The 26451-nt window shown below is 41.7% G+C and carries 24 protein-coding genes and 2 pseudogenes; 19 read left to right on the top strand and 7 right to left on the bottom strand.

Annotated elements, in window-relative coordinates:
* Positions 1-4 precede the first annotated feature (4 nt).
* The 4 genes from ACSJJG_RS00335 (at position 5) to ACSJJG_RS00320 (ending at position 3578) form a co-directional block, all read left to right on the top strand.
* Complete coding sequence (locus tag ACSJJG_RS00335) at positions 5-1249, top strand: phenylacetate--CoA ligase family protein (RefSeq protein ID WP_481088042.1); 1245 nt, start codon at positions 5-7, stop codon at positions 1247-1249.
* An 11-nt stretch (positions 1250-1260) separates the two neighbouring features.
* Positions 1261-2187 (top strand): GNAT family N-acetyltransferase, encoded by a 927-nt coding sequence (locus ACSJJG_RS00330; protein ID WP_481088041.1) that lies wholly within the window; start codon positions 1261-1263, stop codon positions 2185-2187.
* A gap of 441 nt (positions 2188-2628) precedes the next feature.
* Complete coding sequence (locus tag ACSJJG_RS00325; RefSeq protein WP_282885551.1) at positions 2629-3066, top strand: hypothetical protein; 438 nt, start codon at positions 2629-2631, stop codon at positions 3064-3066.
* 113 nt (positions 3067-3179) lie between these two features.
* On the top strand, positions 3180-3578 hold the full coding sequence (locus ACSJJG_RS00320; protein ID WP_282885552.1) for a DUF1240 domain-containing protein: 399 nt from the start codon (positions 3180-3182) through the stop codon (positions 3576-3578).
* A gap of 34 nt (positions 3579-3612) precedes the next feature.
* On the opposite strand, the gene ACSJJG_RS00315 is transcribed toward ACSJJG_RS00320, so the two are convergent.
* Complete coding sequence (locus tag ACSJJG_RS00315; protein ID WP_189760865.1) at positions 3613-4092, bottom strand: Hcp family type VI secretion system effector; 480 nt, start codon at positions 4090-4092, stop codon at positions 3613-3615.
* A gap of 402 nt (positions 4093-4494) precedes the next feature.
* Between ACSJJG_RS00315 and ACSJJG_RS00310 the strand changes: the two genes are divergently transcribed.
* From ACSJJG_RS00310 to ACSJJG_RS00300, 3 genes and pseudogenes are all read left to right on the top strand, one after another.
* Positions 4495-5385 (top strand): hypothetical protein, encoded by an 891-nt coding sequence (locus tag ACSJJG_RS00310; protein ID WP_189760866.1) that lies wholly within the window; start codon positions 4495-4497, stop codon positions 5383-5385.
* Complete coding sequence (locus ACSJJG_RS00305; protein WP_282885553.1) at positions 5378-5788, top strand: DUF1240 domain-containing protein; 411 nt, start codon at positions 5378-5380, stop codon at positions 5786-5788. Before ACSJJG_RS00310 ends, ACSJJG_RS00305 begins: the two co-directional genes overlap by 8 nt.
* Positions 5789-5915: 127 nt before the next feature.
* Positions 5916-6611: pseudogene (locus ACSJJG_RS00300) on the top strand (pirin family protein).
* A gap of 55 nt (positions 6612-6666) precedes the next feature.
* Here the strand turns inward: ACSJJG_RS00300 and pckA are convergent.
* The 4 genes from pckA to ACSJJG_RS00280 all read right to left on the bottom strand — a co-directional run bounded on the left by pckA (position 6667) and on the right by ACSJJG_RS00280 (position 11933).
* Positions 6667-8286, bottom strand: a complete 1620-nt coding sequence (gene pckA, locus ACSJJG_RS00295; protein WP_481088040.1) for a phosphoenolpyruvate carboxykinase (ATP) — start codon at positions 8284-8286, stop codon at positions 6667-6669.
* Between the two features lie 187 nt (positions 8287-8473).
* On the bottom strand, positions 8474-9346 hold the full coding sequence (gene hslO / locus ACSJJG_RS00290; RefSeq protein ID WP_481088039.1) for an Hsp33 family molecular chaperone HslO: 873 nt from the start codon (positions 9344-9346) through the stop codon (positions 8474-8476).
* An 81-nt stretch (positions 9347-9427) separates the two neighbouring features.
* Positions 9428-9847, bottom strand: coding sequence for a ribosome-associated heat shock protein Hsp15 (gene hslR / locus ACSJJG_RS00285; RefSeq protein WP_481088038.1), 420 nt, complete (start codon positions 9845-9847; stop codon positions 9428-9430).
* Positions 9828-11933: an IgaA/UmoB family intracellular growth attenuator gene (locus ACSJJG_RS00280; protein WP_481088037.1), complete on the bottom strand. Its 2106-nt coding sequence runs from the start codon at positions 11931-11933 to the stop codon at positions 9828-9830. Before ACSJJG_RS00280 ends, hslR begins: the two co-directional genes overlap by 20 nt.
* Before the next feature lie 358 nt (positions 11934-12291).
* Here ACSJJG_RS00280 and nudE point away from each other — a divergent pair, with 358 nt between their 5' ends.
* Positions 12292-12843: an ADP compounds hydrolase NudE gene (gene nudE, locus ACSJJG_RS00275; RefSeq protein WP_481088036.1), complete on the top strand. Its 552-nt coding sequence runs from the start codon at positions 12292-12294 to the stop codon at positions 12841-12843.
* 405 nt (positions 12844-13248) lie between these two features.
* On the opposite strand, the gene mrcA is transcribed toward nudE, so the two are convergent.
* Positions 13249-15780: a peptidoglycan glycosyltransferase/peptidoglycan DD-transpeptidase MrcA gene (gene mrcA / locus ACSJJG_RS00270; protein WP_481088035.1), complete on the bottom strand. Its 2532-nt coding sequence runs from the start codon at positions 15778-15780 to the stop codon at positions 13249-13251.
* Positions 15781-15975: 195 nt separating this feature from the next.
* On the opposite strand from mrcA, the gene pilM reads away from it, so the two are divergent.
* The 11 genes and pseudogenes from pilM (at position 15976) to trpS (ending at position 25661) form a co-directional block, all read left to right on the top strand.
* A complete protein-coding gene (pilM, locus tag ACSJJG_RS00265) occupies positions 15976-16824 on the top strand; it encodes a type IV pilus biogenesis protein PilM (protein ID WP_481088034.1) in 849 nt (282 codons plus the stop codon).
* Positions 16825-16931: 107 nt separating this feature from the next.
* Positions 16932-17372 (top strand): PilN domain-containing protein, encoded by a 441-nt coding sequence (locus ACSJJG_RS00260; protein WP_481088033.1) that lies wholly within the window; start codon positions 16932-16934, stop codon positions 17370-17372.
* Positions 17362-17916: a hypothetical protein gene (locus ACSJJG_RS00255; protein ID WP_481088032.1), complete on the top strand. Its 555-nt coding sequence runs from the start codon at positions 17362-17364 to the stop codon at positions 17914-17916. Before ACSJJG_RS00260 ends, ACSJJG_RS00255 begins: the two co-directional genes overlap by 11 nt.
* Positions 17913-18970, top strand: a pseudogene (locus tag ACSJJG_RS00250) (secretin N-terminal domain-containing protein). Before ACSJJG_RS00255 ends, ACSJJG_RS00250 begins: the two are co-directional and overlap by 4 nt.
* Positions 18971-19405: 435 nt before the next feature.
* Complete coding sequence (gene aroK / locus ACSJJG_RS00245; RefSeq protein WP_038237472.1) at positions 19406-19927, top strand: shikimate kinase AroK; 522 nt, start codon at positions 19406-19408, stop codon at positions 19925-19927.
* Positions 19928-19972: 45 nt separating this feature from the next.
* Positions 19973-21070 (top strand): 3-dehydroquinate synthase, encoded by a 1098-nt coding sequence (gene aroB / locus ACSJJG_RS00240; protein ID WP_481088031.1) that lies wholly within the window; start codon positions 19973-19975, stop codon positions 21068-21070.
* A gap of 260 nt (positions 21071-21330) precedes the next feature.
* Entirely contained in the window at positions 21331-22263 is a 933-nt protein-coding gene (locus ACSJJG_RS00235) for an SPOR domain-containing protein (RefSeq protein ID WP_481088030.1), read from the top strand.
* An 85-nt stretch (positions 22264-22348) separates the two neighbouring features.
* Positions 22349-23167 (top strand): adenine-specific DNA-methyltransferase, encoded by an 819-nt coding sequence (dam, locus tag ACSJJG_RS00230; RefSeq protein ID WP_481088029.1) that lies wholly within the window; start codon positions 22349-22351, stop codon positions 23165-23167.
* Between the two features lie 58 nt (positions 23168-23225).
* On the top strand, positions 23226-23900 hold the full coding sequence (gene rpe / locus ACSJJG_RS00225; RefSeq protein WP_481088028.1) for a ribulose-phosphate 3-epimerase: 675 nt from the start codon (positions 23226-23228) through the stop codon (positions 23898-23900).
* On the top strand, positions 23900-24622 hold the full coding sequence (locus ACSJJG_RS00220; protein WP_481088027.1) for a phosphoglycolate phosphatase: 723 nt from the start codon (positions 23900-23902) through the stop codon (positions 24620-24622). Before rpe ends, ACSJJG_RS00220 begins: the two co-directional genes overlap by 1 nt.
* A 4-nt stretch (positions 24623-24626) precedes the next feature.
* Positions 24627-25661, top strand: a complete 1035-nt coding sequence (gene trpS / locus ACSJJG_RS00215) for a tryptophan--tRNA ligase (protein WP_481088026.1) — start codon at positions 24627-24629, stop codon at positions 25659-25661.
* A gap of 60 nt (positions 25662-25721) precedes the next feature.
* On the opposite strand, the gene yiiM is transcribed toward trpS, so the two are convergent.
* Complete coding sequence (yiiM, locus tag ACSJJG_RS00210) at positions 25722-26393, bottom strand: 6-hydroxyaminopurine reductase (protein WP_481088025.1); 672 nt, start codon at positions 26391-26393, stop codon at positions 25722-25724.
* Between the last annotated feature and the right edge of the window lie 58 nt (positions 26394-26451).

The following is a 26451-nucleotide window of genomic DNA, read 5'->3' as shown; positions in this document are numbered from 1 at the left end:
TAAGATGATGACCAAAACGACATTGACTGATTTGCTCCATCATGCGCGCGAGCATTCTGCTTATTACCTGGAACACTATAAGTCCATTCCCGATAATTGGGTTTTGGAAGATTTACCTCTCGTGGAGCCTAACCATTATTGGGCACATTCAAACGACTTACCGACATGGCCGGTGCTGACTGCACCGCTGGAAGGCGGCCATGTGTTTAAAACAGGTGGTTCTACCAGCGATGGGCGCTTGTCGGTTTTCAGTCAACAAGAATGGAAAGCCTTCATTTATGCCTTTGGTCAAGGCATTGCCCGCCAATTAAAAGCCGGGGATCGGGTAGCTAACCTGTTTTTTGCTGGCGATCTTTATACCAGCTTTATATTTATCCACGGCGCATTATCGAATTCACCAATCCCGATATTGGAATTTCCTTTCACCTGTAAGGTTGAGGATGAACTACTGATTAACAACATCCGCCTTCACAACATTAATGTGCTGGCCGGTGTACCGGTGCAGCTAATCCGCTTAGCTCACTATCTGAAAGAGACAGAACAAACATTACCAATGGTGGAGACCATTCTTTATGGTGGCGAAAGTTTATTTGATTCACAGATCACTATTATAAGACAAGTTTTTCCTCACGCCCGTTTAGGCTCCATCGGTTGTGCCAGTGTCGATGCGGGTTTGATTGGTTTTGCTGATCCCGATTGTAAACAGGGAGAGCACCGCGTATTTTCTGACGACACGATTATCGAAATCGTGGATGAAATAACTCACCAGCCCATTACTGTGCCAGGGAAACGTGGCTTATTAGTTGTCACTAACCTGCAACGACAACTTATGCCTGTGATCCGCTATCCTACTGGTGATATGGCTTGCTGGTGCGAGCCAGAGCAGACAGGCCGTAAATTTGCCCTGCAAGGACGTGCTAATCAAGGCTATCGTATACGATTTGGCACCCTGTCGTTATTCCCTGACGACTTAGCTACACAACTATCACAACAAACAGAGCTTTTAGCCTGGCAATTGGAGTTAAGCCAGAAGGCGGGGCAAGATCAAATCCGATTGTTGGTAGCAAGCTTGCAAACTGTAGATATCGACAGAATACGCCATAGGGTTATGGCCGCCTTTCCGGGCCTGGAAGAGACTTGCATACACCAAAATATGCTGGAGATCGTGCAAACCAATATTGATAGCATGTATACGCACCCACGATCAGGAAAATTGCAGCGAGTTGTGGATCTACGTCGTTATAACTAAGGTTGAAATCGATGACTATCTTCCAATCCACTATTCAAATCCGCAGCTACCAGTCAGGTGATGATAAAAAAATCAGCCAATTATTCCGTGAGGTTTATGGTGATTCGTATGTCTATCCTGACATCTATTTGCCGAGGCTTATCAATGAGTACCAGTCCACAGGGCAATGGTACTCTGCCTTGGCATTCCATCAAGGTCAGCTCATTGGTCATGCGTCTCTGGTTAAAGATACGGTACAGAAAAATCAGGCAGAGCTGGCACTTATTGCGGTGTGTTCCGATTTTCAAGGTCATGGTGTGGCTAAGTCTCTGGGCAATTATTTATGCGGCTATGCGAAAGAGCAAGGCTATAATTTATTGACGATGAAACAGGTATGTTCACATCCTAAAAGCCAATACATCGCCCAAAATTTGGGGTTTTATTCTACGGCGCTGATGCTGGATTATGTTGATTCGCCATTTGGTTTGCCAGAACCCGAAAGTATCGTTCAGGGCATTTTGCCGTTTAAATCATTGCCATTACCTAAGCTGAACTGGCCCCAGCCCTGGCAAGGCTGGGTCACTCAAATCAGCCAATATGTTGGCGAATCATCCCAAAGTGAACCATCAGTGTATCGGCACTCTATTCTTTCTGAGCCGATTACCATTAAAAAATCGGGTAGACGTTTGGAAATCACACTATACAAAGTTCAGGCTGATTTTTTATCGGAGGTTATCGATCTCCCCTCTGGACAGTTAATCTATTTGAAACTGCCTGCATGTGAAGAAGCTCTGAGGTTGTACTCATTACTGAAAAAAGGCGGATTCCGATTCGCCGGACTTTGCCCAGACACCTATGATGGATGGTTTTTGCTGTGGCTACGAGGCTACCAATTAACGTCCTATCAATTTCATGATAAGGGCACTCAACATCTTTATCAGATGGAATTGGGGGGTTAATAACCATACAACTGACATGTCAAAAATCGCATTTTAAACAGTACCTCAAATTTGAAATTTGATTAAAAAAACACTTTACAAATGATATTGAGAACGATTATCATTACTAACACTTTCAGTGCACCACCTTCAGGGTCCATGTGAAAGTACGACATTGCTCACATTGCTTCCAGTGTTTACTTTTATAGGCCAACTTTATGTTGGCTTTTTTTTTGCCCTGAATTTGCAAAAAATATCATAGCTCCTGAAGATATCCTTAAATAGCGTCATAACTAGCCCAAACGCCACTTTTTACTCCGATAGGAAAACTTGACCTGTCTCCCAATAATTCAGAAAAATTAAAGAAAAAATAGGTAAATCCGATAAAATATTAATTAACAATAGATATAAGTGGAGTTATAAAAATGAAATATGATCCACGCTTAAGAACATGGGTTGAAGATGATTTTGATTATGAAAATAATTTCAAAAAAAAATGGCACAAGATATATAAAATTCACTGACACGCCAGGCGTTAGACGATATTTGAATTCTACAAGATATCTTATTAATAATAAAAAGATAATGGAAGTTGGGATAGGTTCTGTGGCTATGGAAAGCAATATTGCTTCAGGTGCTAGATTCGGTATTGTATGTTCTGCTGGATATAGAACTGTTGAATTAATGCTTAAGGATGAATATAGCCTAACAGATTTTTTTGTTAATTTAACAATGGATATAACGAAGTTAATTGTAGCAACAACAGCTTCAAAGGTTATTGTTACAGCGGTAACTTCGACATTTTTTGCTACAGCTGCTAGTGCTACTGTTATAGCTCTTGGTGTTTTTGCTATTGGGATTGGTATTGCTTATGGCTTATGGCTTATATTTATTAGATGACGAGTATAAAATCAGTGAAACCATAATTAAAAAACCAAAAGAAAATAATGTAAAAACACCTATAAGCACTTATCATCCAGATCAATTTTTTAACATGTGGGGTAGATATTCTCGTGGTTAATATAAATAGATTTAAAGTTTTTTTTGCAGCAGTAATATTTATGTGCGTTGCTGCTTTTGGTTTAGTATCAATAAACGATTATAGCGGATTTTTAGCTAGAAATGATATTATTACTTTTTCAACAAAAAGCGCTTGGTTTATCTGGACTAGCCCATTATGTATGTATTTTTCTTTATTATTATTCCAGTACCTGATAACTAAAAAACAGGTGCATTTCAATAATAAAATAGGAAGTATATTTGGTTTTATCGCTGTAATAGGATTTATTTTTAATTTCTTTCTTTCTTTTTATGTTGATTTTAAACTAAAAAATGAAAATTATATTACATGTGCTAAAACATCATGGATAGCACCTAATAAATATGTAAAAGATATATCCTTATGCAAATAATCAATAAGCATAGCAGAATGCTATGCTTATTTTATTAATAGGTTCTGTCTTCCCATATACTATAAGCTGATGTGCCGGCTGTTATATGATTCCATGATATAGATTTATAATTTAGTAAAACTCTTTCATGTGGCATAGCATCGAAATTATTTACAGAATGTGGGTATACACAGGAAATGTCAGTGATAGTAGCTTCAGTTATTTTTACTTCATAGAATAATTCTAATTGGCCAGCTTGGCTCGTTCTGTAAAAAACAAAAGTACCATTTAGAGATTCGTTTGAATCTATCGCCATTGCTAATAATGGTGATGATTTATCCACTGGTTTAATGAATTGTATTGGCTGATGGCTGACATTCTGTTGTCGCGTTATTGTATGGTTTAAACTCAATACCTGTATTTGATCTTCGTGTCCATTTTGATACCTGTTTCCTATTGAGTCTGGGGTTGAACACCCCGCAGAAATTAAGCCTTGTTTTTTACCATTTAAAGATAAATAAATCATATATGACATACAAATACCATCCTAGTTTTTATCATTCAATCTGATAGCTTAAGTTTAAAACTTAACATATAAATAAGAATAAAAACAGACATATAAATATAAAAAAACATCCTTTTAATAGATTTATTATTAATAATTTTTATTAAGTATATATAAAAATTGCGATTTAACTTACGGTTTTTATTTGATTATCAACGGTGCAATGCTGCCTACAAGCGATTATCACGGATTTAAGGAGTGAACAAAAATTACAACACAATAGCCTGTACTTACCATCTTGTTGAACAACTCAAAACACAATGTAATTCTCCAATAGGAAAACTTGACCTAGTTCACAATAATTAATAAAAATCAAAGAAAAAACAATTAAGTACGATAAGATATTAAATTTAAATAAAAAGGAGTTATTAAATGAAATATGATCCTCGCTTAAGAACATGGGTTGAAGATGATTTTGACTATGAAGCAAACTTTAAAAAACAAATGGATTACATTAATTATAAAGATCTTGAAAAGCAACTGAATGAAAACGTAGATTATCATGCCTTATTAGATCAGGATGAAGCTATCATTTTTTTGAAAACATTAGGAAGCAATCTTGAATCATTACGAGATGATATCTATTCAATAACTGATCCATTGTCAAATTTTTCTGGAAACATAAAAGATGCACCTGGAGTTTTTAAAGTAGCAAAACATTTCAAGCCTATAAATGTTGGAATAACAACGCATATAATAAATGAATTAAAAGGAAAAGGTGTAAAAGCCATAGAGTATTTAGGAAAAAATGGCATAAGATATATAAAACTAACTGACTCCCCAGATGTAAGACGATATTTAAATTCCACAAGATATCTTATAAATGATAAAAAAATAATGGAGGTTGGAGTCGGTTCTGTCGCTATGGAAAGTAGTATTGTTTCTGGCGCTAGGTTCGGTATTGTATTTTCTGCTGGATATAGAGCTGTTGAATTAATGATCAAGGATGAATATAGCCTAACAGATTTTTTCGTTAACTTATCAGTAGACATAGCAAAGTTAGTTGTAGCAACAGCGATAGCTAAGGTAACTGTTTCAGTGGCAACTTCAGCCATGTTTACCACGGCTCTTAGTGCCACTGCTATAGCTTTCAGTGTTTTTCTAGTTGGGGTAAGTGTTGCTTATGGTTTATATTACTTAGATAGCAAATATAAAATCAGTGAAACCATAATTAAAAATTTAAAAGAATATAAGATAAAACCACCTACACCTTATCATCCAGATCAATTTTTTAACGTGTGGGGCAGGTATTCCCGTGGCTAATGAAAATATTCCGTCCAGAGTAAAAATATTCATTTTATCACTGGTTCTTATGAGTATTTCTATATTTGGGGGATTAGCATCAATAGTTGACTATAGCAGCTTTTTAACCAGAAGTGATATTGTTACATTTTCGACAAAAAGCGCTTGGTTTATTTGGTGCAGCCCATTCTCTATGTATTTTTCTCTATTATCATTCAAGTATCTTTTAACCAAAAAACAGGTTACATTCAATAATAAAATAGGAGGTTCTTTTATTCTTATAGGTGTAATTGGTTTCGTTTTTAGTTTATTTTTTTCGTTTTATGTTGATTTTAAACTAAAAAATGAAAATTACACCACATGTGATAAATCATCATGGATGGCCCCTAATAAATATGTAAAAGATATATCCCTATGTAAATAGTCAATAAGCGTAGCGATATGCTATGCTTATTTTTATTCAAATATTTTGACATTTAAGATTAAATTTCCCGTCTTTTCTATTTCATTCCTTCAACTAGACTACCAAAAAAACTTTGAAGGGTTTTGCAATGATCTACTTACGCCAAGCTTTAGAACGGGGTCATGCCAATCATGGCTGGCTGGACAGTTGGCATACTTTTTCCTTCGCCAGCTATTATGATGCGAATTTCATGGGATTTTCTGCACTCAGGGTCATTAACGAAGATGTGATTGACGCTGGTCAGGGATTCGGTATGCATCCTCACAAGGATATGGAAATATTGACCTATGTGCTGTCTGGAACGGTGGAGCATCAAGACAGTATGGGGAACAAAGGAAGCGTGTCTGCGGGAGAATTCCAAATTATGAGTGCAGGAACAGGCATCCGTCACTCAGAATACAATCCACAACATGATAGCCAACTGCATCCTCTACCAGATCGGGGTAATACCGGAAAAAACAGGACTCACTTCCCGTTATGAACAACACCGTTTTGATACTACAGAAGGTCGCCAATTAATTCTCTCTCCTGATGCCCGTGCTGGCTCCCTGAAAGTTTTTCAGGTATGACATTATGGCGTTGGGCATTAAAAAATGGCGAAGAGGGTGAATATAACATGGAAAAAACACGAAATGTCTGGATTCAGGTGATTCGTGGTGAAGTGATGGTCAATGGAACTCGGGCTACTACCAGCGATGGTATTGCTATTTGGAATGAATCCCGATTTCGGCTAACTGCAAATCAAGAAAGTGAGATCCTACTGTTTGACTTACCACCCAACTGATGTTGGGTATTGAAAAAGAACTCTACCCAACCGAATAGAGTTCTTTCAAATTACACTACAGCTTAGGGCCTGCTTTTACCAATGCAGCACCCGCAGCAGTATCAGTATATTTGTCAAAATTATCGATAAAACGCTCGGCCAAATCTTTTGCCTTCACATCCCATTCAGATTTATCGGCATAGGTATTGCGTGGGTCCAAAATGTGGGTATCTACACCCGGCAATGTCGTTGGTATGGCTAAATCAAAAATCGGCAGTTGAAGGGTATCCGCATCTTCAATGTCACCATTGAGGATCGCATCAATAATGGCACGGGTATCTTTGATGGAGATACGTTTACCCGTGCCATTCCAGCCGGTATTGACCAAATAAGCTTTCGCGCCCGATAACTGCATACGCTTAACCAGAACTTCCGCATATTGTGTCGGATGCAGTGACAAGAATGCCGCTCCAAAGCAAGCAGAGAAAGTGGGGGTTGGTTCTGTCACACCGCGCTCAGTTCCCGCCAATTTTGCCGTGAAGCCAGACAGAAAGTGGTATTGGGTTTGTTCTGGGGTTAAGCGGGAAACCGGAGGCAGTACACCGAAAGCATCTGCGGTCAGGAAAATAACCTTGGTCGCGTGCCCTGCTTTTGAGATCGGTTTAACGATATTTTCAATATGGTAAATTGGATAAGAAACACGGGTATTTTCTGTTTTGGAGCCATCATTGAAATCAACCGTACCATCCGCCAGTACAGTGACGTTTTCCAGCAGGGCATCACGGTGAATGGCGTGATAGATATCCGGTTCAGCCTCTTTGGATAAATTGATGGTTTTCGCGTAGCAACCACCTTCAAAGTTAAACACGCCGTCATCGTCCCAGCCATGTTCATCATCACCGATTAACTTACGTTTCGGATCAGTGGAAAGCGTGGTTTTCCCTGTCCCAGAAAGACCGAAGAAAATAGCGACATCTCCCGCTTCACCCACGTTGGCGGAACAGTGCATAGAGGCAATACCTTTTAGTGGTAACAGGTAGTTCATCATTGAGAACATCCCTTTTTTCATTTCACCACCGTACCAAGTACCACCGATTAACTGCATACGCTCGGTCAGGTTAAAAGCAACAAAGTTTTCAGAATTCAGCCCCTGCTCTTTCCATTGTGGGTTGGTGCATTTAGCTCCGTTCATCACAATAAAATCAGGTGTGAAGTCAACTAATTCTTCGTCTGACGGGCGGATAAACATATTCTTCACAAAATGTGCCTGCCACGCCACTTCAGTAATAAAACGCACTTTCAGACGCGTATCCGCATTGGCTCCGCAAAAAGCATCAACCACAAACAAACGTTTGCCTGAAAGCTGCTGAGTAACCAAACTTTTTAGATGAGACCAGGTTTCCTGACTGAGCGGTTTATTGTCGTTCTTTCCTTTGCCCTGATCAGCCCACCATACGGTGTCGCGGGTAACATCATCGCGAACAATATATTTATCTTTCGGAGAACGCCCCGTGAAAATACCTGTATCTACCGCGACCGCACCGAGGTTAGTCAATGTGCCACGCTCATACCCTTGTAGCATGGGTTGAGTCTCTTCAGAGAATAACAGTTCATAACTTGGGTTATAAACAATTGCACTAACACCGTGAATACCATAAACCGCAAGTTCCTGCTCAGTAATGCCTGTAACGCTCATTTGTTGCTCCTGGTCGGTTATACTTTATCTCTGTAGGGGATAATAAATAATTATGACTAATTAACAGCGATTGTTATCAAAAAATTGAAATCACATTACTTTTTTTAAGTTCATATGAGACACAGAACACGGAATGGCGAAATCATTCGTAATAAAAAGGGCGTATATAACGCCCTATGAAACCTAATTAGTGCAACCGCTCTGTTTTTGCCGCTTTTATTTCGTTGATATCTTTCTCGTCGAAAACATAATGCATGCCGCAAAATTCACATTGCATGTCAATTTTGCCATCATTGTGCAAAATTTCCTGTAGATCGGTTTCCGATAATGTCACCAGAGTATCAGCACAACGTTGCTGGGAGCAGGTGCAACGGAATTCCACTTGCTGAGGTTCATATAGCGTGACATCTTCTTCATGATAAAGGCGATGCAAAATCTCTTTCGCATCCAGCGTAAACAGCTCTTCTCCCTTAATGGTTGCAGTCAGTTGCACCAAATGATCAAGCATGTCTTCGCTGCTTTCCTGTGCCCCAGGCAAGATCTGCAATAACATGCCACCTGCTGCTATTTTTCCATCCTGCTCCCCAGTACGGATAAACAGACGAGTTGGTAACTGCTCTGACTGTTTGAAGTACGCATCCAGACACTCTGCCAACGTATTGCCTTCCAGTGCCACAACGCCCTGATAACGCTCACCTTCTGTTGGTGTCACTGTGATGACCATATAACCATTGCCGATCATATCGCGCAGGCTACTTGCGGCATTCACTTCATCATCAATGCGAGCCGTGCCACGCATCTGTTGCAGGTTGTTACCATTAATCACCGCCAGTTTGACCGGCCCATCCCCCTGGATCTGTACCGTGATATCCCCATTGAATTTCAAGGTAGCGGTTAACAGGCTGGTTGCGACCAACAATTCACCCAATAGCTGCTGTACCGGTTGGGGGAAATGATGATTTTCCAACATTCGTTGGTAAGTTTCACTAACGGAAACAAGTTCCCCCCTGACAGAATGGCTTTCAAATAAAAAGCGGTGTAATTGGTCATGCTTGGTCATAAATCTCTCTCATTTCATTGAGACGGTTGTACCCTTCGTCTTTCAAGTTGCCTGTTTTTATTGGATGCAGCTTAAAATCGATTAAGTATCTTCCGACTCATTTAGTTTTGCGTTCTTGAATTTTATTAGTGTACGCCGTTCTTTTTTGTCTGGACGGCGATCGGGATGCGGCATCGTGAGCGCATTCATTTTACGAGCTAATGCCGTTTTTTCCCGATTGATAATGCTCTCTGCCGTTTCCTGATAAAGCTGCTGGGCTTCGGTAGCACTCCGTCTGTGACTGCACAATGCCAAGATGATCACCGTTTTTTCATCATTTCCCTGACGCAGTTTAATCTCTGCATTCAACTCAACCAGCTTACTCGGCTTACTCCGCTGCCCATTATAATGGACTTTTCCCCCTTCAATCATTTCACGGGCGATGGAACGGGTTTTATAAAAACGGGCAGCCCACAGCCATTTATCAAGGCGAACAGCCTGATCAGTGTCTGAATTCTGCATGGATATTTCTCTCATTAAAACAGTTATCATAGTATTGGGTGATTTGTTGAGGACGCCGTCGGTTCTTCTGCTTTTTCTTGATAATCAATATGACGTTGATGATCAACGTTACCAGCAAGATCGCCAGCAGCAGACAACTACCCAGATAACGAATAATCGACGTGGAATCCGGTTCACGATGCAACATGATATGGCGAGTTCCATTGGGATCTTCTGACAATTTTGTCACAATCCCCTCTGCCTCAAATGGTGTCTTCATCAACAGTTCTAAAAGCCCCTCTAATTCCCGCCACCGATCTAACGCTGAGTGCTCGTATATGTATTGTGTCCGCATCGGGTATTCAACTAAGGTTTTCCCCTCATCACTCAGCAATAAAACGCCTCCCGGAGATGGACTGTTTATAAGAATGACCATTCTATCGATCTCGCGATAGATAAATGATGCAGTAGTAGAATCAACCAGTTTTTCCAACGCATCGGCACTGACAGAACGCAGTAATACCTTAGTTCCGTCCAACTTGCCGCTTTCCGCGGTTTTTAACAATTTGTGCCAACTTTTGGCATTTCCCAAATTGACCAATGCATTTTTCAAACGGTCACAATCAGCATCGTTTTGACACAACTTTTGTGTTTTCAAAATGATTTGTGAAAAATTGTCGAGCAAGGTCATACCCGATTTGGCAATGGCTGCATTTAGGCCTGGGTTATTTTTACGTTCAACTGGATGTAATTGCTCACCAACCGCTGTAATCAGTGCTGAAGCACTTTCGACAACTTCAGATTCCAGCATAGGTAATGGAATTTCACTATTCCAATAGATACCCACACAATCAAATGGTGCGAATATTGTAATATTCGCTTTGGGCATGATATTAGGAGGAACATAACACATCCCAACACCTTTGACCTTTAATACATCCCCTTCCTTCAACGGCATATTTTGTAGCTCATGAAAGCTGGTAATGACCTTGGTATTACTGCCATATAACCAGGCAAAACTAAGCCGCATGGATAAGTTCACCGGTTGGTAAAAGTAAAGCAACAGTATGACAAATATAGAGAAAGCCACCAACATCACATTCTTTCTACTACGCTGATAAGGATAGTGCTTCTCTTCTTCATGCAAAGAGAGATAGCGCCCCTGCCGCACAACATGGCAGTTGGTGTAAGTGTCAATATCGGTATTCTGATCAAGATCATGGGAAATATAAGGCTCCCAATGTACGGGATAAACCAGATCAATGCCGCCCAGGGAGATGTTCTTCCTTTGCTCCGGCTCAAATTCGCTAAATATTCCCCATCGTTTCGGAATGCCATTGAAACAATGGATATTGGCTAATTTTCGACTAGAGGGCAATCGAAAATGTGACCAAAAACTGCCTAGAATAAACAAAAACACCACCAGCATTAACCACGGCAACATCGGGATGGGCACAAAAAGAGCCACAAACCACAGCGATAAACCAACACACATCAGGATGCTTCCCTGAATGCCCGTTGATTTTCGCAAACGATATTCTTCTAATGTCTCCTTGCGGATATGCAGTAATTTAGCGCTCGAATTGCCATTTTTTTGAATGGAGGCATGTTCGGTTTTTGCCGTTACTCTCGTGATGAACAGATCTTGCTGATAATCTTGCAAAAAGTGACCATTAACCGCGATGACTAGCGGTATTGATGAGGTTAGAACAATCTCAATCGTATTCCGCTGCTTGATAAATGGTTCAAACAACACAGGCAAATGTATTTCTGTTTCACCAAGATAATAGCGCCAATAGTGCTCCCCATCCGTTGCAGTAGAAAAACGGCTAATAGGATGCGTGATGGTATAGACATCAGCCTGTTTAACAGGTAGTACCGGATAATCAGCCCTGTGTCTACTATTCGGTTTCATCAGAAGACGGGCATTTCGCAAGTAAGATCCTATGGCCTGGTATTCATCAGTATCCAGTTTACGGCTGGCAGTTTTAGTCATTGACTGTAGATAACACGCGTTACCAAGCCGCCTCCATCTGAAAATCAGAAAGGAAGCCATTATAATCAGGCTAATGATAAAAATAGCCAATATAATGACCAATAAGCTCATTTTTTCCCCATGCTCATAACAGCAGTACAGAGATCAGCAGAATAACAATCTCATGAAACACCCAGAATCAGGCTATTCCTATTTTTGTCTTCTATTTTTAATTTTATTTACAAAAGGTTATATAATTTTTCTCATACCTTTCCATAAACTAACATCTTTTTGCAAGAGTGAGTAAGATAGCAACAAAAATACATTCAAGCGATAATCGCTATCATTTACTAACATAATCCGCCATATTAAAGCAAAGCTTGAATGCGTAACCATTTCATCACAACACTTAAAAATACAGTAATATTTAAGTTATTTGGCGCATTATTATTTTCAATTATCCGGTATATGACAACCATCAGGGGCAAGCATGATTGATCTTAAAAAACCTAAGATACTGAATATAAATGACGTTGCCCACTCTCGCTTATTCAGTATTCAATCTGTTGATCTTGAATTCAGCAATGGTGTAAAACGCGTTTATGAACGAATGAAACCGGCAAATCGTGAAGCGGTTCTAATTATTCCAATTATCGGGGATGAATTAATTCTGATTCACGAATATGCCGTTGGCATCGAACAATATGAATTAGGTTTTCCAAAAGGTGCCATTGATGCTGGCGAGAGTATTTTGGAAGCCGCCAATCGTGAATTGAAGGAAGAAATTGGTTTCGGCGCAGGAAAATTGGAGCTGTTGACGAAATTGACGATGGCACCGTCCTACTTTTCCAGCAAGATGAATATCATGATTGCTCATGATCTTTACCCAGAATGTCTGAAAGGAGATGAACCCGAACCACTCGTGCAGAAACGCTGGCCAATCTCTGACATGATGTCACTATTGGAGCATCCCGATTTTAACGAAGCCAGAAATGTCAGCGCCCTATTTTTTGCTCAACGATACCTGCAAGCAAAAAAATAATAGGAAACATTAATTAATGCATTCTTTAAAAACGGGTATGCAATTGATATCCCAATACCAATTTTATACTCGTTTTAAGTGAAATACGGAGATAGAGAATAAACACCTAAATAGAGTAAGATTTAATTTTATACATGTAATAATTTTAATGATATTTATGAAAAATAACTCAGTTTATTAAAAATAATAAATAAAGAAATTAACTACATCTTCCAAATTAATTCGCATCATTATCATATCTTCCCCATAAAAAAAACAAAACCCTTTTTGTAATCTTTGCTGTAGGACAGCAGCAGTTTGCCAATGCGGTAAAAGACAAAATCAAAAATAACAAAAGGCCTCGCCAGTTCCCCAGCAAGGCCTTTTTATCTTTCATTGCCGTTATATTGGTTACAGACAGATCAATCAGAATAATTCACGGCTTTCACCATTCTCAATGACTGTCGTACCTACATCGGGTACAGCATATTCCGTCGGCTGAGTGCCATCAATGAAATACTCTTTACGGGTATTGTTACCACCGTTAGCTAACTTGCCCGTTGCCCGATCAATTGTGACAGAAACAATACCGGCAGGGGGTTCCATGGCTTTATCTGGAACGCCTGCCAACGCCACTTTCATAAAATCATCCCAAATTGGTTGAGCCGTTTTCGCTCCACCTTCACCTTTTAACGCCGGAGTACGTCCCAAACTTCGGCTATGTTCATCAAAGCCAATCCAGGCGGTTGCCACCATCTCTGGGCCATAACCAGAGAACCACGCATCTTTTGAGCTGTTGGTTGTCCCGGTTTTGCCACCAATATCACGGCGCTTCAAATCACGAGCAGCACGCCAGCCCGTCCCCATCCAACCCGGCTCACCAAAGATATTAGTATTTAAGGCATCATGAATAAGGAACGCCAACGGTGTACTGATCACGTGAGGAGCATACTGTTGATCATCCATATTAACATTTCCCGATACGCTCTCTAACTCCGGTTGAGGCAGTAAATCTGGATTTTGTGGAACATCAGAATGCGCTACGTTCTCAATGGAATCTTCAGATAATTCGATAGAACGTGCTGTTTCACCATAAATCACCGGAATGTTTTCACAGTGAGGACAAGCAATTTTAGGTTTCGCTTCAAACAGCACTTTCCCTTCATCATTTTCAATTTTGCTGATGAAGTAAGGATCAACCAAGTAACCACCGTTTGCCATCACGGCATAACCGCGTACTAACTGTAGCGGAGTAAATGAAGGGGAACCCAGAGCCAAAGATTCTGTTCGTACAACGTTTTCACCCGGTAAGCCAAAGCGCTTTAAGTAATCCGCAGCATAATCAACCCCCATCGCTCGCATGGCTCGAACCATCACTACGTTTTTAGATTGTCCCAACCCCTGACGCAAACGAATTGGCCCATCGTAATTCGGTGGTGAGTTTTTCGGACGCCAATCCGTCCCAGCTCCGGCATCCCAACGACTGATTGGCGCATCATTCAGTAATGAAGCCAACGTCAACCCTTTGTCCATTGCGGCGGTATACAGGAATGGCTTGATATTGGAACCGACCTGACGCAACGATTGTGTCACACGGTTAAATTTACTCAATTCAAAATCAAATCCACCGACCAACGCTTCTATTGCACCATTCATCGGATTGATGGAAACCAGCGCTGCATTAACTTCGGGAAGTTGAGCCAACCACCAAGTATCATTGACTTTTCTGATCCAAATTTGTTCGCCTGCCCGAATAACTTCATTGACACTATGTGGTACAGCACCTTGTAAGCTGTCGGTTTTAAATGGACGTGCCCAGCGCACGCCTGCCATTGTCAACTCAACTTTGTTGCCATCCACCAGCATAACTTGTGCCTGGTTAGCGCTGGATTTCGTCACAATGGCTGGCACCAGAGGGCCATATTTAGGTAAGGTTTTCAGCTTATCGATAATCTGCGTTTGGCTCCATGCTGGCTGATTGGCTTTCCATAACACTTCTTGAGGGCCGCGGTAACCGTGACGGACATCATAGTCAATCACATTGGAACGAACCGCGTTCACAGCCGCTAACTGGGATTTGCGCGTGATAGTGGTATAGACCTTATAACCATCTGTATAGGCATTTTCACCATAACGATTGATCAATTCCTGACGAGCCATTTCTGTCAGATAAGGCGCAGAAAAAACAATTTGTGGAGCGTGATAGCGGGCAACCAATTTTTCTTCTCTGGCTTCCTCATACTGACGCCGGGTGATATACCCCTCTTCCAGCATCCTGCCCAGTACCACATTGCGGCGACTGATCGCTCGATCATAAGAATAAAGTGGGTTAAATGTTGAAGGTGCTTTCGGCAAACCGGCAATCATCGCCATCTCACCCAATGTCAACTCGTTGACGTTTTTGCCAAAATAAACATGAGCCGCCGCGCCAACACCATAAGCACGATAGCCGAGATAGATCTTGTTGAGATACAACTCCAGGATTTCATCCTTAGTTAATAATTGTTCGATCTTAATCGCCAAAAATGCCTCTTTCGCTTTACGTATCAATGTCTTCTCTCGGCTAAGAAAAAAGTTTCTCGCAAGCTGCTGAGTGATGGTACTCGCCCCTTGGGAAGCATGACCGGAAGTGATCACCACAGAAACAGCACGGATAACCCCGATGGGATCAACACCATGGTGTTCATAAAAACGGCTATCTTCCGTGGCAATAAAGGCTTTCTCCATTAGGGGAGGTATTTCTGACAAGGTAAGGGGTAAACGGCGTTTTTCACCATATTGGGCTATTAATTCGCCATCAGTACTGAACACCTGCATAGGTGTTTGTAACCGGACATCCTTTAACGTCGCAACATCAGGAAGCTGTGGCTCGATATATTTGTACAAACCAAAAATCGAGGCAACTCCCAAGAAAATGCAAACAACAATAAGGATCAAAAAATACTTTATGAACTTCACCTGAAATTTCTCACGCCATGTTAATCGGGCAGTTTATAAACGATCAATACGTAGTATAAAAGACTTAGTATAAAGGGATTAGTATAAGGGCTGTACAACACTATAGATATCACCTTTACCAATCCCCCCTTTCATGTCTCATTACGTTTTCATTAATTTGATGTTTCCGTTGATAGTAGATAAGGAGATCTCTCTATGTATCCACCTAAATGGTATATCGGATTGGATATCCAAGATCATTACATTCGTGCTCTTGCCGCTATTAAACGCCGTGACGGTTGGCAACTTCGGCATTGCTGGCAATATCTCTTACCCAGCGAGATTATTTCAGGAGGACGGCTACAAGATCCTGAAAAATTACTCCACATTTTAATGCAATGGCGAAAAATCTTACCTAAGAATCTTAGCCTAAGATTAGCCCTCCCTGTTCAGCAAACCTTACAGCGCCAGATCGCCTTACCTGACCATACTGCCTTGCAGGAGCCAGAACTCGGCTGGTTTGTGCACGCCAATGCTGAAAAACAATTTCCTGCCAGTGACCTGGCGTTGGATTATCGTGTTCATGGTCAGCAAATTTGCATTAGTGCGACCCGTCAAAAAGATCTCAACCGCTGGCTGAATCTATTCGCGGAGATCAATTTATCCCTTGATGCTATTGATATTGCACCCTGTGCATTACGTTATGTCGCCAAACTTGCGGGAGTGCCTGACGACAGTTGGCTGGTTCACAAACGTATAACAAACTGGCTATGGGTAGCTCCTGCCAACCGACCTTTCGGTTATGGCCTGATATCTTCACAACCGGATTCCCATCTGGCTCAGATCATCAACCAGCTCCCCATCACGTCAGAAACAGAAGATTATGCAATTTATTACAGCGATGAAGAGCAATCGACATCAGTAAAAGCGATATCAGTATCAACAAAATCGGCCAATATTTGGCAACTCTTAATGGCGTTCCGTCATTATCATCCCCCGCTGCCCGATAAAACGAATGCGTTCATTATTGCCGCAGGTTTAGCGCTCAGGCCGAGTGATCAGTGATGTATCAAGTCAATTTCTTACCCTGGCGGCAGAATCGGCTGAAACGCCAATGCCAAATATGGGGAGTACTACTTTGCTTACAACTTACGTTGTGGACAGCAGTATTCATGTTTATTTCTGCGCTACAAACAAACCAGATTAGACAATATCGCGGACAATTAACGGAAATGACTCACCAATTGGCTCAATTACAACAAACTATCAGCGCAACAGACCACGCCGTGCAACAGCACCAACAATTGTCACAACGATTACGGAAAAAATGCATATTCATGGAACAGAATCAACGTTATTTACAACTATTTCGTCAACTCCCCAATTTGTTACCAGAGAACAGTTGGCTGACTGCATTTAGTGACGACAGTGGACAATTAATTTTTACCGCCCGCAGTCAAAACTATACCGATATCTCCAATTTGTTGGATAGCCTGACTGACGATACTTCGCTTATCAATGTGCAGCTAAGGAAAATGACCACAACAGAAGATCATTTCAAGGTTTTTACCATTGATGCCAATTGGTTGATGGGAGAGTCCGATGAGAAATAATTATCTTGAATGGTTTTATCGGCCTGTCTGGCAACAGTTTGTCTTGCAACAATTGCTCATCATCTCACTGCTGTTAGGGTTCTATTTTTTAGTCTGGCAGAAAAATCGGTATGAAATTCATACCCTCCAGAGCAATATTAAGCAGCAGCAACACAATGTAGTACTATCCCGGCAGAAGCTTGCTGAACTGCCATCTCTGCCTGAAACGCAACAGCAGATCCAGCATATGACCACAAGCCTTACCCCAAACGGTCATCTTTCATCCTCAAAAAATAATACGACCATACTCAAACGACTGCATATACCACTAACCCACTCCGGTAGTCAGCTAATGGAATGGAAAATCCACAAAGAAAACGAACACGTTTTCTGGCATATCATGCTGTCGCTAAATTACGGCCAATTTCTCCATTTCTTGAATGAAATTCAAAAATTGCAGCCACCGTTATTAATTAAGCACATCACAATTACACCTGCCGATGATAACCTGACAATTCACATGGTTTTTTCAGACACCGCTTTTTCAGATAAGGAGAAATCATGAACCGCCATCCTTTGATTCTCCTGATCTGTCTCTTATTCCCCCTATTCGGTTTTACCGGAGAAGAACCCAATTTTGAAATGCCAATAAGAGATCCGTTCCAGCCTCCAATAATAGAGAATGCAACTGACTTTTCTCCGGCAGAGCAAAATGAGCAAGAACAAGAGATCGAATATCAAGCTATTACTTTGCAATACGCCGATGCAGGGCAAGTGGCAGAACAATTACAGCAAAATCATCCTGCGCTACTGACAAAATGGGGGAAGGTTGAACATGATCCCTTAACCAACAGTCTGATCCTGGAAGATAAATTTGATGCCATTACTCGTATTAAAAACTGGCTGAAAGAAGTCGATACCCCACAGCAACAAGTACAGATCACGGCCCATATTGTTACCAGCAGTCAGGAAGCCCTGCATGAATTGGGGATTCACTGGGGAGTAAACGCCGATCCGCATAATCAATCAATAGGTCTAAACCGCTTAAATCTGCATCAACCCGCTGGCAACCAGCGCCATAGGTTGGTACTGAATACCGCCCGCATTCATGCAAACTTACTAGAGCTGGAACTCAGTGCACTAGAGCAGGAAAACCAGCTTGATATCATTGCCAGCCCACGACTAACAGCTTCACACCAGCAAACAGCCAGTATCAAGCAAGGTTCTGATATTCCCTATATTGTTCAGGACAAGGACAAAACTACCGTTCAATTTAAAGAGGCGGTATTGGGCATGGAAGTTACTCCCCATATTTTAAGGCAGGGAAAAATCCGGCTCGCGCTGAAAATTAGTCAGAATGCCCCCGGTTTTCCCATCAACCAGGGAGGAAATGAAAATTTGTCCATTGATAAACAAGAGATAATAACTCAAGTTACAATTAGAAACGGGGAGACCTTGATTCTCGGAGGGATCTTCAACAGAAAAAAACCGCAAGTTTACAAAAAGTTCCTTATTTGTCAGATCTTCCCCTATTGGGGGCATTATTTAACCAAAAAGGAGAGCAACATAGTCGCCGGGAACTCGTAATTTTTATCACACCTCAACTGACCGATATTTAACCAATGAAAAATATGATATAAAAATCAAAACATTAATAACGTTATTGTGTTTTGTAAAACACCACCTTTTCTTGGTCTGGCCTGTTTATGGATTTGACGCTGAGAGTAATTTAGCATACAAGGATTAACTAATTGAGTGAGCAGATCTAATATCGCAAGCAAGAGCTTATACCCAATAGATGGCAAATTGCAGCAAAACAGCAAGTTGTAGGATAGAAGGTAGATACAATAGGCTCTCAATCAGCCAGCAAAAGCATGAACCCGATGATTCAGTTCGTGCGGAATTTATATAGTTGCAATACAGGCTGATGTGCTGAGATAATTTTCCTATCTGATCTCACATTATCACTCATGAGGTTTCAGTTTAGGTCCCGTGGCTAATCTGATTGGCGGGGCGGGTTATCATTAACAAACAGTCTTAGTAATACCAAAAACATGGCAGAGAAACGCAATATCTTTCTGGTTGGGCCTATGGGTGCCGGCAAAAGCACTATTGGTCGTCAGTTAGCTCAGCAACTCAATATGGAGTTTTACGACTCTGATCAAGAAATTGAGCGACGTACCGGAGCTGACGTGGGCTGGGTATTTGATGTGGAAGGCGAAGAAGGCTTCCGCGATCGCGAAGAAAAAATAATAAACGAACTGACTGAAAAACAAGGCATCGTATTGGCTACTGGAGGGGGTTCTGTTAAATCAAAAGAAACCCGCAATCGCCTGTCTGCCCGTGGTGTGGTCGTCTATTTAGAAACAACCATCGAAAAACAGTTGGCTCGTACCCAGCGCGATAAAAAACGCCCTTTACTTCAAGTTGATGCACCAGCACGAGAAGTTTTAGAGAATTTGGCTGATGAGCGCAATCCTCTTTATGAGGAAATTGCTGACGTGACTATTCGCACAGATGAGCAAAGCGCCAAAGTCGTCGCTAACCAAATCATTGAACTACTGGAAAAAAACTGATTATAGCGAGTCCGCACAGCGGCAAACGATAAGGCGAAAGCTGATATGGAACAAGTGACTGTTACGTTAGGTGAAAGAAGCTATCCAATTACCATAGCCGAAGGGCTATTTTCTGACAGTGAGGCATTCAAGCCCCTGCAAGCGGGTCAACAGGTCATGATAGTGACCAATGAGACGCTTGCTCCCCTGTATCTCGAACAGGTGAAATCCACATTGCAGAGAATGGATCTTCGGGTAAATGAAGTTATCTTGCCTGACGGTGAACAGCACAAATCATTTTTTGTGCTCAATGACATTTTTTCCGCCTTGCTGGAAAAGAATCATGGTCGTGACACAACGCTTATCGCCCTTGGTGGTGGTGTAATCGGTGATATGACGGGGTTTGCCGCAGCTAGCTATCAACGCGGTGTTCGTTTCATCCAAGTACCCACCACGCTGCTCTCTCAGGTTGACTCTTCCGTCGGTGGAAAAACAGGAGTCAACCACCCCCTCGGCAAAAACATGATAGGCGCTTTCTACCAGCCGGCTTCGGTTATTGTCGATCTCAATTGCCTGAAAACATTACCGGCTCAAGAGTTACATTCAGGTCTGGCTGAAGTGATTAAATACGGCATTATTCTGGATGGCGAATTCTTTAGCTGGCTTGAAGAGAATATTGAGAAATTACTGGCTCTTGACAGTCAGGTAATGGCTTATTGCATCCGTCGTTGCTGCGAACTCAAAGCGTTGGTTGTTGCGGCTGATGAACAAGAACGGAGTGGAATGCGGGCACTGTTAAACCTCGGTCATACCTTTGGGCATGCGATTGAGGCTGAAATGGGTTATGGCGTCTGGCTGCATGGTCATGCTGTTGCTGCGGGTATGGTGATGGCGGCCAGAGCATCTGAACTTGTCGGCACATTCTCAAAACAGGACACCCAACGAATCATCCGCTTGCTGGAACGAGCAGAATTACCTGTCAATGGCCCTGAAGCAATGTCCCCTGATGCCTATCTACCTCATATGATGCGTGACAAAAAAGTTTCTGCCGGAAAACTGCATCTGGTACTACCAACAGCCATTGGGGAAGCAAAACTTCGTTCTGATATTGGGAAAGAAGTTATATTGGATGCCGTTCGTCTATCTCAGCCATCCCCTCGCTAGATACTTGATACTCTCTAATTAATTCCAACTTATTGCTCTGGCAGTGAATTTTACTGCCAGGCTAAGATTTGGAAGATGAAGGGAATTTCTGGATATGGCAAAATTTGCGCTGATAATAAAAGCTGAATGATGAATTATCCTCTAGCTGTTATGCTATACAATAGCTAGATTATCAAATAAAGCATCATCGGTTTTAGTTAGGTCAGACTGCCAAACCTCTTCAATAACAATTGGCAGAACTATCTCTGTTAGGAGGGCATGTGGACGAATTAAAATCAGAAAACAAACAAAAAACAGAAAGTGAATTAAAGCCTGATACTTCTGATCGCAATCCTCAGCGCTCCAGAAGCCAATTCAATCAACCTAAGCTCGCAATATCCCGCCAACAAATAATGATCGGTGTTGGCATTCTGGTACTTTTACTTCTGATTATTGCTATCAGCTCTGCATTGAAATCACCCACTGAGCATGAAAAACAGCAATCACAGCAAAATGCCGCGGAAAAGAGTATTAACCTTTCTGGTTCTTCTTCACTTTCTACCAATTCCCCAGGCAACGAGCAAGAAAACCTGTCAGAACCAGCAACTCATGGCGCACATGAAATCAGTCCGCCACCAATTAGTAGTACGCCAAGTAAAGATCTTCCTGCCGAAATTGGAACGGATGGCTACAACCAGCGCATAGAGTTACCTGGTGATATTTCTGATGCTTTAAATCAACAACAAAGCACCATTAATCATTCTGTGCAAAACAATCTGACACAACCGCAGGCTAAACCCACTACATCACCTGTTGAACCAAGCAAACCAGAGAAGGTTACGCCCCCCAAAATAGAGAATAAGGTCAGAGAAGACAATCACGCCAAAGCAGCTGGTCAATATCAGGCCAATAAAAAGAGCATCGCCGATGCTGGGGGTGATCTGCTGAAAGCACCAGCAAATCGATTCACACTACAATTGAGTAGTGCCAGCCGTTCTGATACCTTAAGCGCCTTCGCGAAAAAAAATAACCTTATTAATTACAAGGTTTATGAAACTAAACGCGATGGCAAAACATGGTTTATCTTGATCCACGGTAATTATAGTTCTGTTTCTGACGCTAAAAGGGCCATTTCCTCACTGCCTGCTGAAGTTCAGGCTAAAAAGCCTTGGGTCAGAAAACTACAACAAGTTCAGCAAGATCTGAAAAAATAAAACTATTTTGATTAGGCGCTGATATGCTGTCCTAAACAGAGTACAATCTGCGGCTCTGAAATTATTGAATAACTAATTTGACGGCATGAAAAAAAAACGCGCTTTCTTAAAATGGGCCGGTGGAAAATACCCCTTAGTAGGTGATATTAAACATCATCTGCCAGAGGGCGATTGCTTGATTGAGCCATTTGTTGGCGCAGGCTCGGTATTTCTCAATACCGATTATGATTTTTACATTTTGTCAGATATCAATAACGATCTGATCAATCTGTACAATGCCGTAAAATCTCGTGCGGATGAATTTATTAGTCATGTCCGTCCATTATTTTCATCGGAGTTCAACACTGCCGAAAACTTTTATCGCCTGCGAGAAGAGTTTAACAAAAGCAAAGATCCCTTTCGCCGCAGTATGCTGTTTCTTTACCTGAATCGCCACTGCTATAACGGCCTTTGTCGCTATAATTCACGAGGTGAATTTAACGTTCCTTTTGGGCGCTATAAAAAGCCTTATTTTCCTGAAGATGAGCTTTACTGGTTTGCTGAAAAGTCCCAAAAGGCAACTTTCATCTGCCAACATTACGAAATAGCATTGAATAATGCTTCAACGGGTTCAGTGGTTTATTGTGATCCTCCGTATGCCCCACTTTCGGCTACGGCCAATTTTACCGCTTACCATACAAATAGCTTTAACCTTCTCGATCAGGAAAAGCTAGCAAATATCGCCTATTATATCTCGTCTCAAAAAGGCATTCCGGTACTCATATCTAACCATGACACACCGATGACACGAGAATGGTATCATCAGGCTTCCCTTTACATTGTTAAAGCCCGCCGGACAATCAGCAGAAATATTCTTGCCCGCAGTAAAGTTGATGAACTTTTGGCGTTATACTGCCAGAAGTGATTGAGGTTTCCAGTCCCTGAAATAACAGGGATAAAACAATGAATTGGAGAAGATAACAATGAAGAAAGACTTTCTGATTGCCCCATCCATTCTATCCGCAGATTTTGCCCGATTAGGTGAAGATACCGCTAAGGTTCTGGCAGCAGGCGCTGATGTTGTGCACTTTGATGTCATGGATAACCATTACGTGCCAAATTTGACGATTGGTCCAATGGTCTGCCAGGCACTGCGCGACTATGGCATTACTGCGCCAATTGATGTTCACTTAATGGTAAAACCGGTTGATCGCATTATTCCTGATTTTGCCAAGGCTGGTGCAACCTATATTACTTTCCATCCTGAAGCGAGTGAGCATGTCGATCGCACACTGCAACTTATCAAGGAACATGGCTGCAAAGCGGGTTTGGTCTTCAACCCAGCAACCCCGCTTAGCTATCTTGATTATGTATTGGATAAATTGGATGTAATCCTGCTGATGTCTGTTAACCCAGGTTTCGGTGGTCAGTCTTTCATTCCAGAAACACTGAAAAAATTGCATCAGGTACGCAAAATCATTGATGACAGCGGATACGATATCCATCTTGAAGTTGATGGTGGTATCAAACCCAATAATATTGCTGAGGCGGCTCAAGCTGGCGCAGATATGTTCGTTGCCGGTTCTGCTATTTTCAGTCAGCCAGATTATAAAGCAGTTATTGATGAGATGCGCCGCGAATTATCGAAGGTAGCATAATGAAAAATGACGTCGTAAAAGGAATTCGTGCCATTGCATTTGATTTGGATGGCACACTGGTGGACAGTGCCGGTGGTCTGGCAGATGCTTTGGATCAGGCTTTGATGGCCAAAGGCTTACCCGCTGCGGGCAAAGAACACGTCACCGTCTGGATAGGCAATGGTGCTGATGTCATGGTTGAACGCGCATTAAAGTGGGCTGGAGCAGAACTGTCTGCCGAATTGCATAGCGAAACACGCAAGCTGTTTGATAAATTTTATGAAACCAGTGTAACCACAGGCAGCCAACTGTTTCCCCAGGTAAAAGAGACGTTGGCAGAACTGGCAAAATACCATTTGCCGATGGCGATTGTTACGAACAAACCAACCCCTTTTATTGCTCCATTACTGGAATCATTAGGTATCAGTGAATACTTTTCATTAATACTGGGCGGTGACGATGTTAAAGAGAAAAAGCCTCATCCCGCACCACTCTATCTAACAATGGGTATGTTTGGTTTGCATAAAGAAGAATTGCTTTTTGTTGGCGATTCCCGTAATGATATTTTGGCGGCACAAGCCGCTGGTTGCCCGTGTATTGGCTTAACCTATGGATATAACTATGGAGAGTCGATAGCATCAAGCCACCCAAATTATGTATTGGACCATTTTTCGGATTTACTCCCAATTATTGGACTATCCACTTTGAACCCATTATCCAGTCTGAAAATACAGGAAGCTTAATAAAATGAATGAACCCACTGCAATGAAACCAAACTCCCAAAAACCTATTGTATTCAGCGGCGCACAACCCTCCGGTGAATTGACCATCGGTAACTATATGGGGGCGTTACGTCAGTGGGTTAAAATGCAAGATGAATACGATTGCATCTATTGCATCGTTAACCAGCATGCCATTACTGTGCGTCAAGATCCCAATGAACTGAAAAAACGCACGCTGGATACGCTGGCACTTTACCTTGCCTGTGGTATTGATCCAAAGAAAAGCACCATCTTCGTTCAGTCACATGTTCCACAACATTCTCAGTTAAGCTGGGTGCTGAATTGCTACACTTATTTCGGTGAACTTAGCCGCATGACTCAGTTCAAGGATAAATCAGCCCGTCATGCAGAAAATATCAATGCGGGCCTGTTTGATTATCCGGTTCTAATGGCTGCTGATATTTTGCTTTATCAGGCTAATCAGATCCCTGTGGGTATTGACCAGAAGCAACACCTTGAATTAACCCGTGATTTGGCGCTGCGGTTTAACGCTTTATACGGCGATATTTTCACTGTTCCAGAGCCATTCATTCCAACAGGTGGCGCCCGCGTAATGTCATTGCAAGATCCGAGCAAGAAAATGTCGAAGTCGGATGATAACCGCAATAACGTCATTGCCCTGCTGGAAGACCCTAAATCTGTCGCCAAGAAAATTAAACGTGCGGTTACCGATTCTGACGAGCCACCTTGCGTACGTTATGATCAGGAAAACAAACCCGGCGTTTCCAACTTACTGGATATCCTCGCGGGTGTAACAGGTAAAACTATTCCTGAATTAGAAACCGAGTTTGCAGGTAAAATGTACGGTCATTTGAAAGGAGCCGTCGCAGAGGCTGTAAGTGAAATGCTGACAGGCTTACAGGAACGTTTCCATCATTTCCGTAACGATGAAGCTTTACTTAACCAAATCATGGCAGAAGGTGCGGCAAAGGCTCAGGCTCGTGCCCAGGCAACCTTGGATAAAGTCTATGAAGCGGTAGGTTTGATAGCTCATCCGTAACAGACGACCTTATATGAATGCCAAAGGGTATCCCATTTCCCCCTTTGGCATATAGATTCCTTAATGACCAAATAAACGACGATTAAAATTCTCGATTTTTCCATGCAATATGCGCTTTTGCATCGTTAGATTCCAACTGGCAGACAGCCCAGCAGCCCCCATTAAACGACGAAACAGCTCTTCATCAAATGGATTATGAAAAGCAATGGAAATGGCTTCCTTAACAGAAACATCGCTATTACGGCTTAACAGTTTTATCGGTTCACCAGCATTAACCAAACCCGGAGAGATAACACGATATAACCAACCACAACGCCCATTATTTTGCATTATCGCAGCAAACTCACTGATGTTTGTAATAAAATTGAGTTTATAACAAGGAGAGCGTGGTTGAGTTACTTGAATCAGAGCTTCATCCCATTGGAAAATATCACCAATATAGACATTATCTTCTGTCATTCCTTCTGTGGATATATTCTCACCAAACAAGGGAGAGACAAATAATTCCATCAATTCAGGAAATTGCCTTTTCCAAAATAGGTAGTGCTCTCTTGGATAATGGCAAAGCGCACGATCAACTCCACCATGAAAACGAGTTTCCGCTTGTTCATCGCCTTCTAACCCAAGAGAGGTTAGCTGTAGACGACCATTCACCACCAGTTTATTGATCGCACTGAAACCCAGTGTTTCTGACGATGATATTTTTCCTCTATATATTTGTGGATAATACATTCTTTATTCCCTCTCAATGAGCTGGTGAAGATGAACACGTATTATCCTGGCATAATAG

This window comes from Xenorhabdus sp. SGI 60, from assembly GCF_056632175.1.
This window is presented reverse-complemented; position numbering and strand designations above follow the sequence as displayed.

What these genes read in the sequence shown, in the direction of transcription:
- ACSJJG_RS00260 (WP_481088033.1), top strand. Translation starts at nt 16,932, where the DNA reads ATGTTTATTTCTGCGCTACAAACAAACCAGATTAGACAATATCGCGGA.
- pckA (WP_481088040.1), bottom strand. Translation starts at nt 8,286, where the DNA reads ATGAGCGTTACAGGCATTACTGAGCAGGAACTTGCGGTTTATGGTATT.
- nudE (WP_481088036.1), top strand. Translation starts at nt 12,292, where the DNA reads ATGATTGATCTTAAAAAACCTAAGATACTGAATATAAATGACGTTGCC.
- ACSJJG_RS00220 (WP_481088027.1), top strand. Translation starts at nt 23,900, where the DNA reads ATGAAAAATGACGTCGTAAAAGGAATTCGTGCCATTGCATTTGATTTG.
- trpS (WP_481088026.1), top strand. Translation starts at nt 24,627, where the DNA reads ATGAATGAACCCACTGCAATGAAACCAAACTCCCAAAAACCTATTGTA.
- ACSJJG_RS00325 (WP_282885551.1), top strand. Translation starts at nt 2,629, where the DNA reads ATGATTTTGATTATGAAAATAATTTCAAAAAAAAATGGCACAAGATAT.
- ACSJJG_RS00280 (WP_481088037.1), bottom strand. Translation starts at nt 11,933, where the DNA reads ATGAGCTTATTGGTCATTATATTGGCTATTTTTATCATTAGCCTGATT.
- hslO (WP_481088039.1), bottom strand. Translation starts at nt 9,346, where the DNA reads ATGACCAAGCATGACCAATTACACCGCTTTTTATTTGAAAGCCATTCT.
- ACSJJG_RS00315 (WP_189760865.1), bottom strand. Translation starts at nt 4,092, where the DNA reads ATGTCATATATGATTTATTTATCTTTAAATGGTAAAAAACAAGGCTTA.
- dam (WP_481088029.1), top strand. Translation starts at nt 22,349, where the DNA reads ATGAAAAAAAAACGCGCTTTCTTAAAATGGGCCGGTGGAAAATACCCC.
- rpe (WP_481088028.1), top strand. Translation starts at nt 23,226, where the DNA reads ATGAAGAAAGACTTTCTGATTGCCCCATCCATTCTATCCGCAGATTTT.
- ACSJJG_RS00255 (WP_481088032.1), top strand. Translation starts at nt 17,362, where the DNA reads ATGAGAAATAATTATCTTGAATGGTTTTATCGGCCTGTCTGGCAACAG.
- hslR (WP_481088038.1), bottom strand. Translation starts at nt 9,847, where the DNA reads ATGCAGAATTCAGACACTGATCAGGCTGTTCGCCTTGATAAATGGCTG.
- yiiM (WP_481088025.1), bottom strand. Translation starts at nt 26,393, where the DNA reads ATGTATTATCCACAAATATATAGAGGAAAAATATCATCGTCAGAAACA.
- aroK (WP_038237472.1), top strand. Translation starts at nt 19,406, where the DNA reads ATGGCAGAGAAACGCAATATCTTTCTGGTTGGGCCTATGGGTGCCGGC.
- ACSJJG_RS00310 (WP_189760866.1), top strand. Translation starts at nt 4,495, where the DNA reads ATGAAATATGATCCTCGCTTAAGAACATGGGTTGAAGATGATTTTGAC.
- aroB (WP_481088031.1), top strand. Translation starts at nt 19,973, where the DNA reads ATGGAACAAGTGACTGTTACGTTAGGTGAAAGAAGCTATCCAATTACC.
- ACSJJG_RS00330 (WP_481088041.1), top strand. Translation starts at nt 1,261, where the DNA reads ATGACTATCTTCCAATCCACTATTCAAATCCGCAGCTACCAGTCAGGT.
- pilM (WP_481088034.1), top strand. Translation starts at nt 15,976, where the DNA reads ATGTATCCACCTAAATGGTATATCGGATTGGATATCCAAGATCATTAC.
- ACSJJG_RS00335 (WP_481088042.1), top strand. Translation starts at nt 5, where the DNA reads ATGATGACCAAAACGACATTGACTGATTTGCTCCATCATGCGCGCGAG.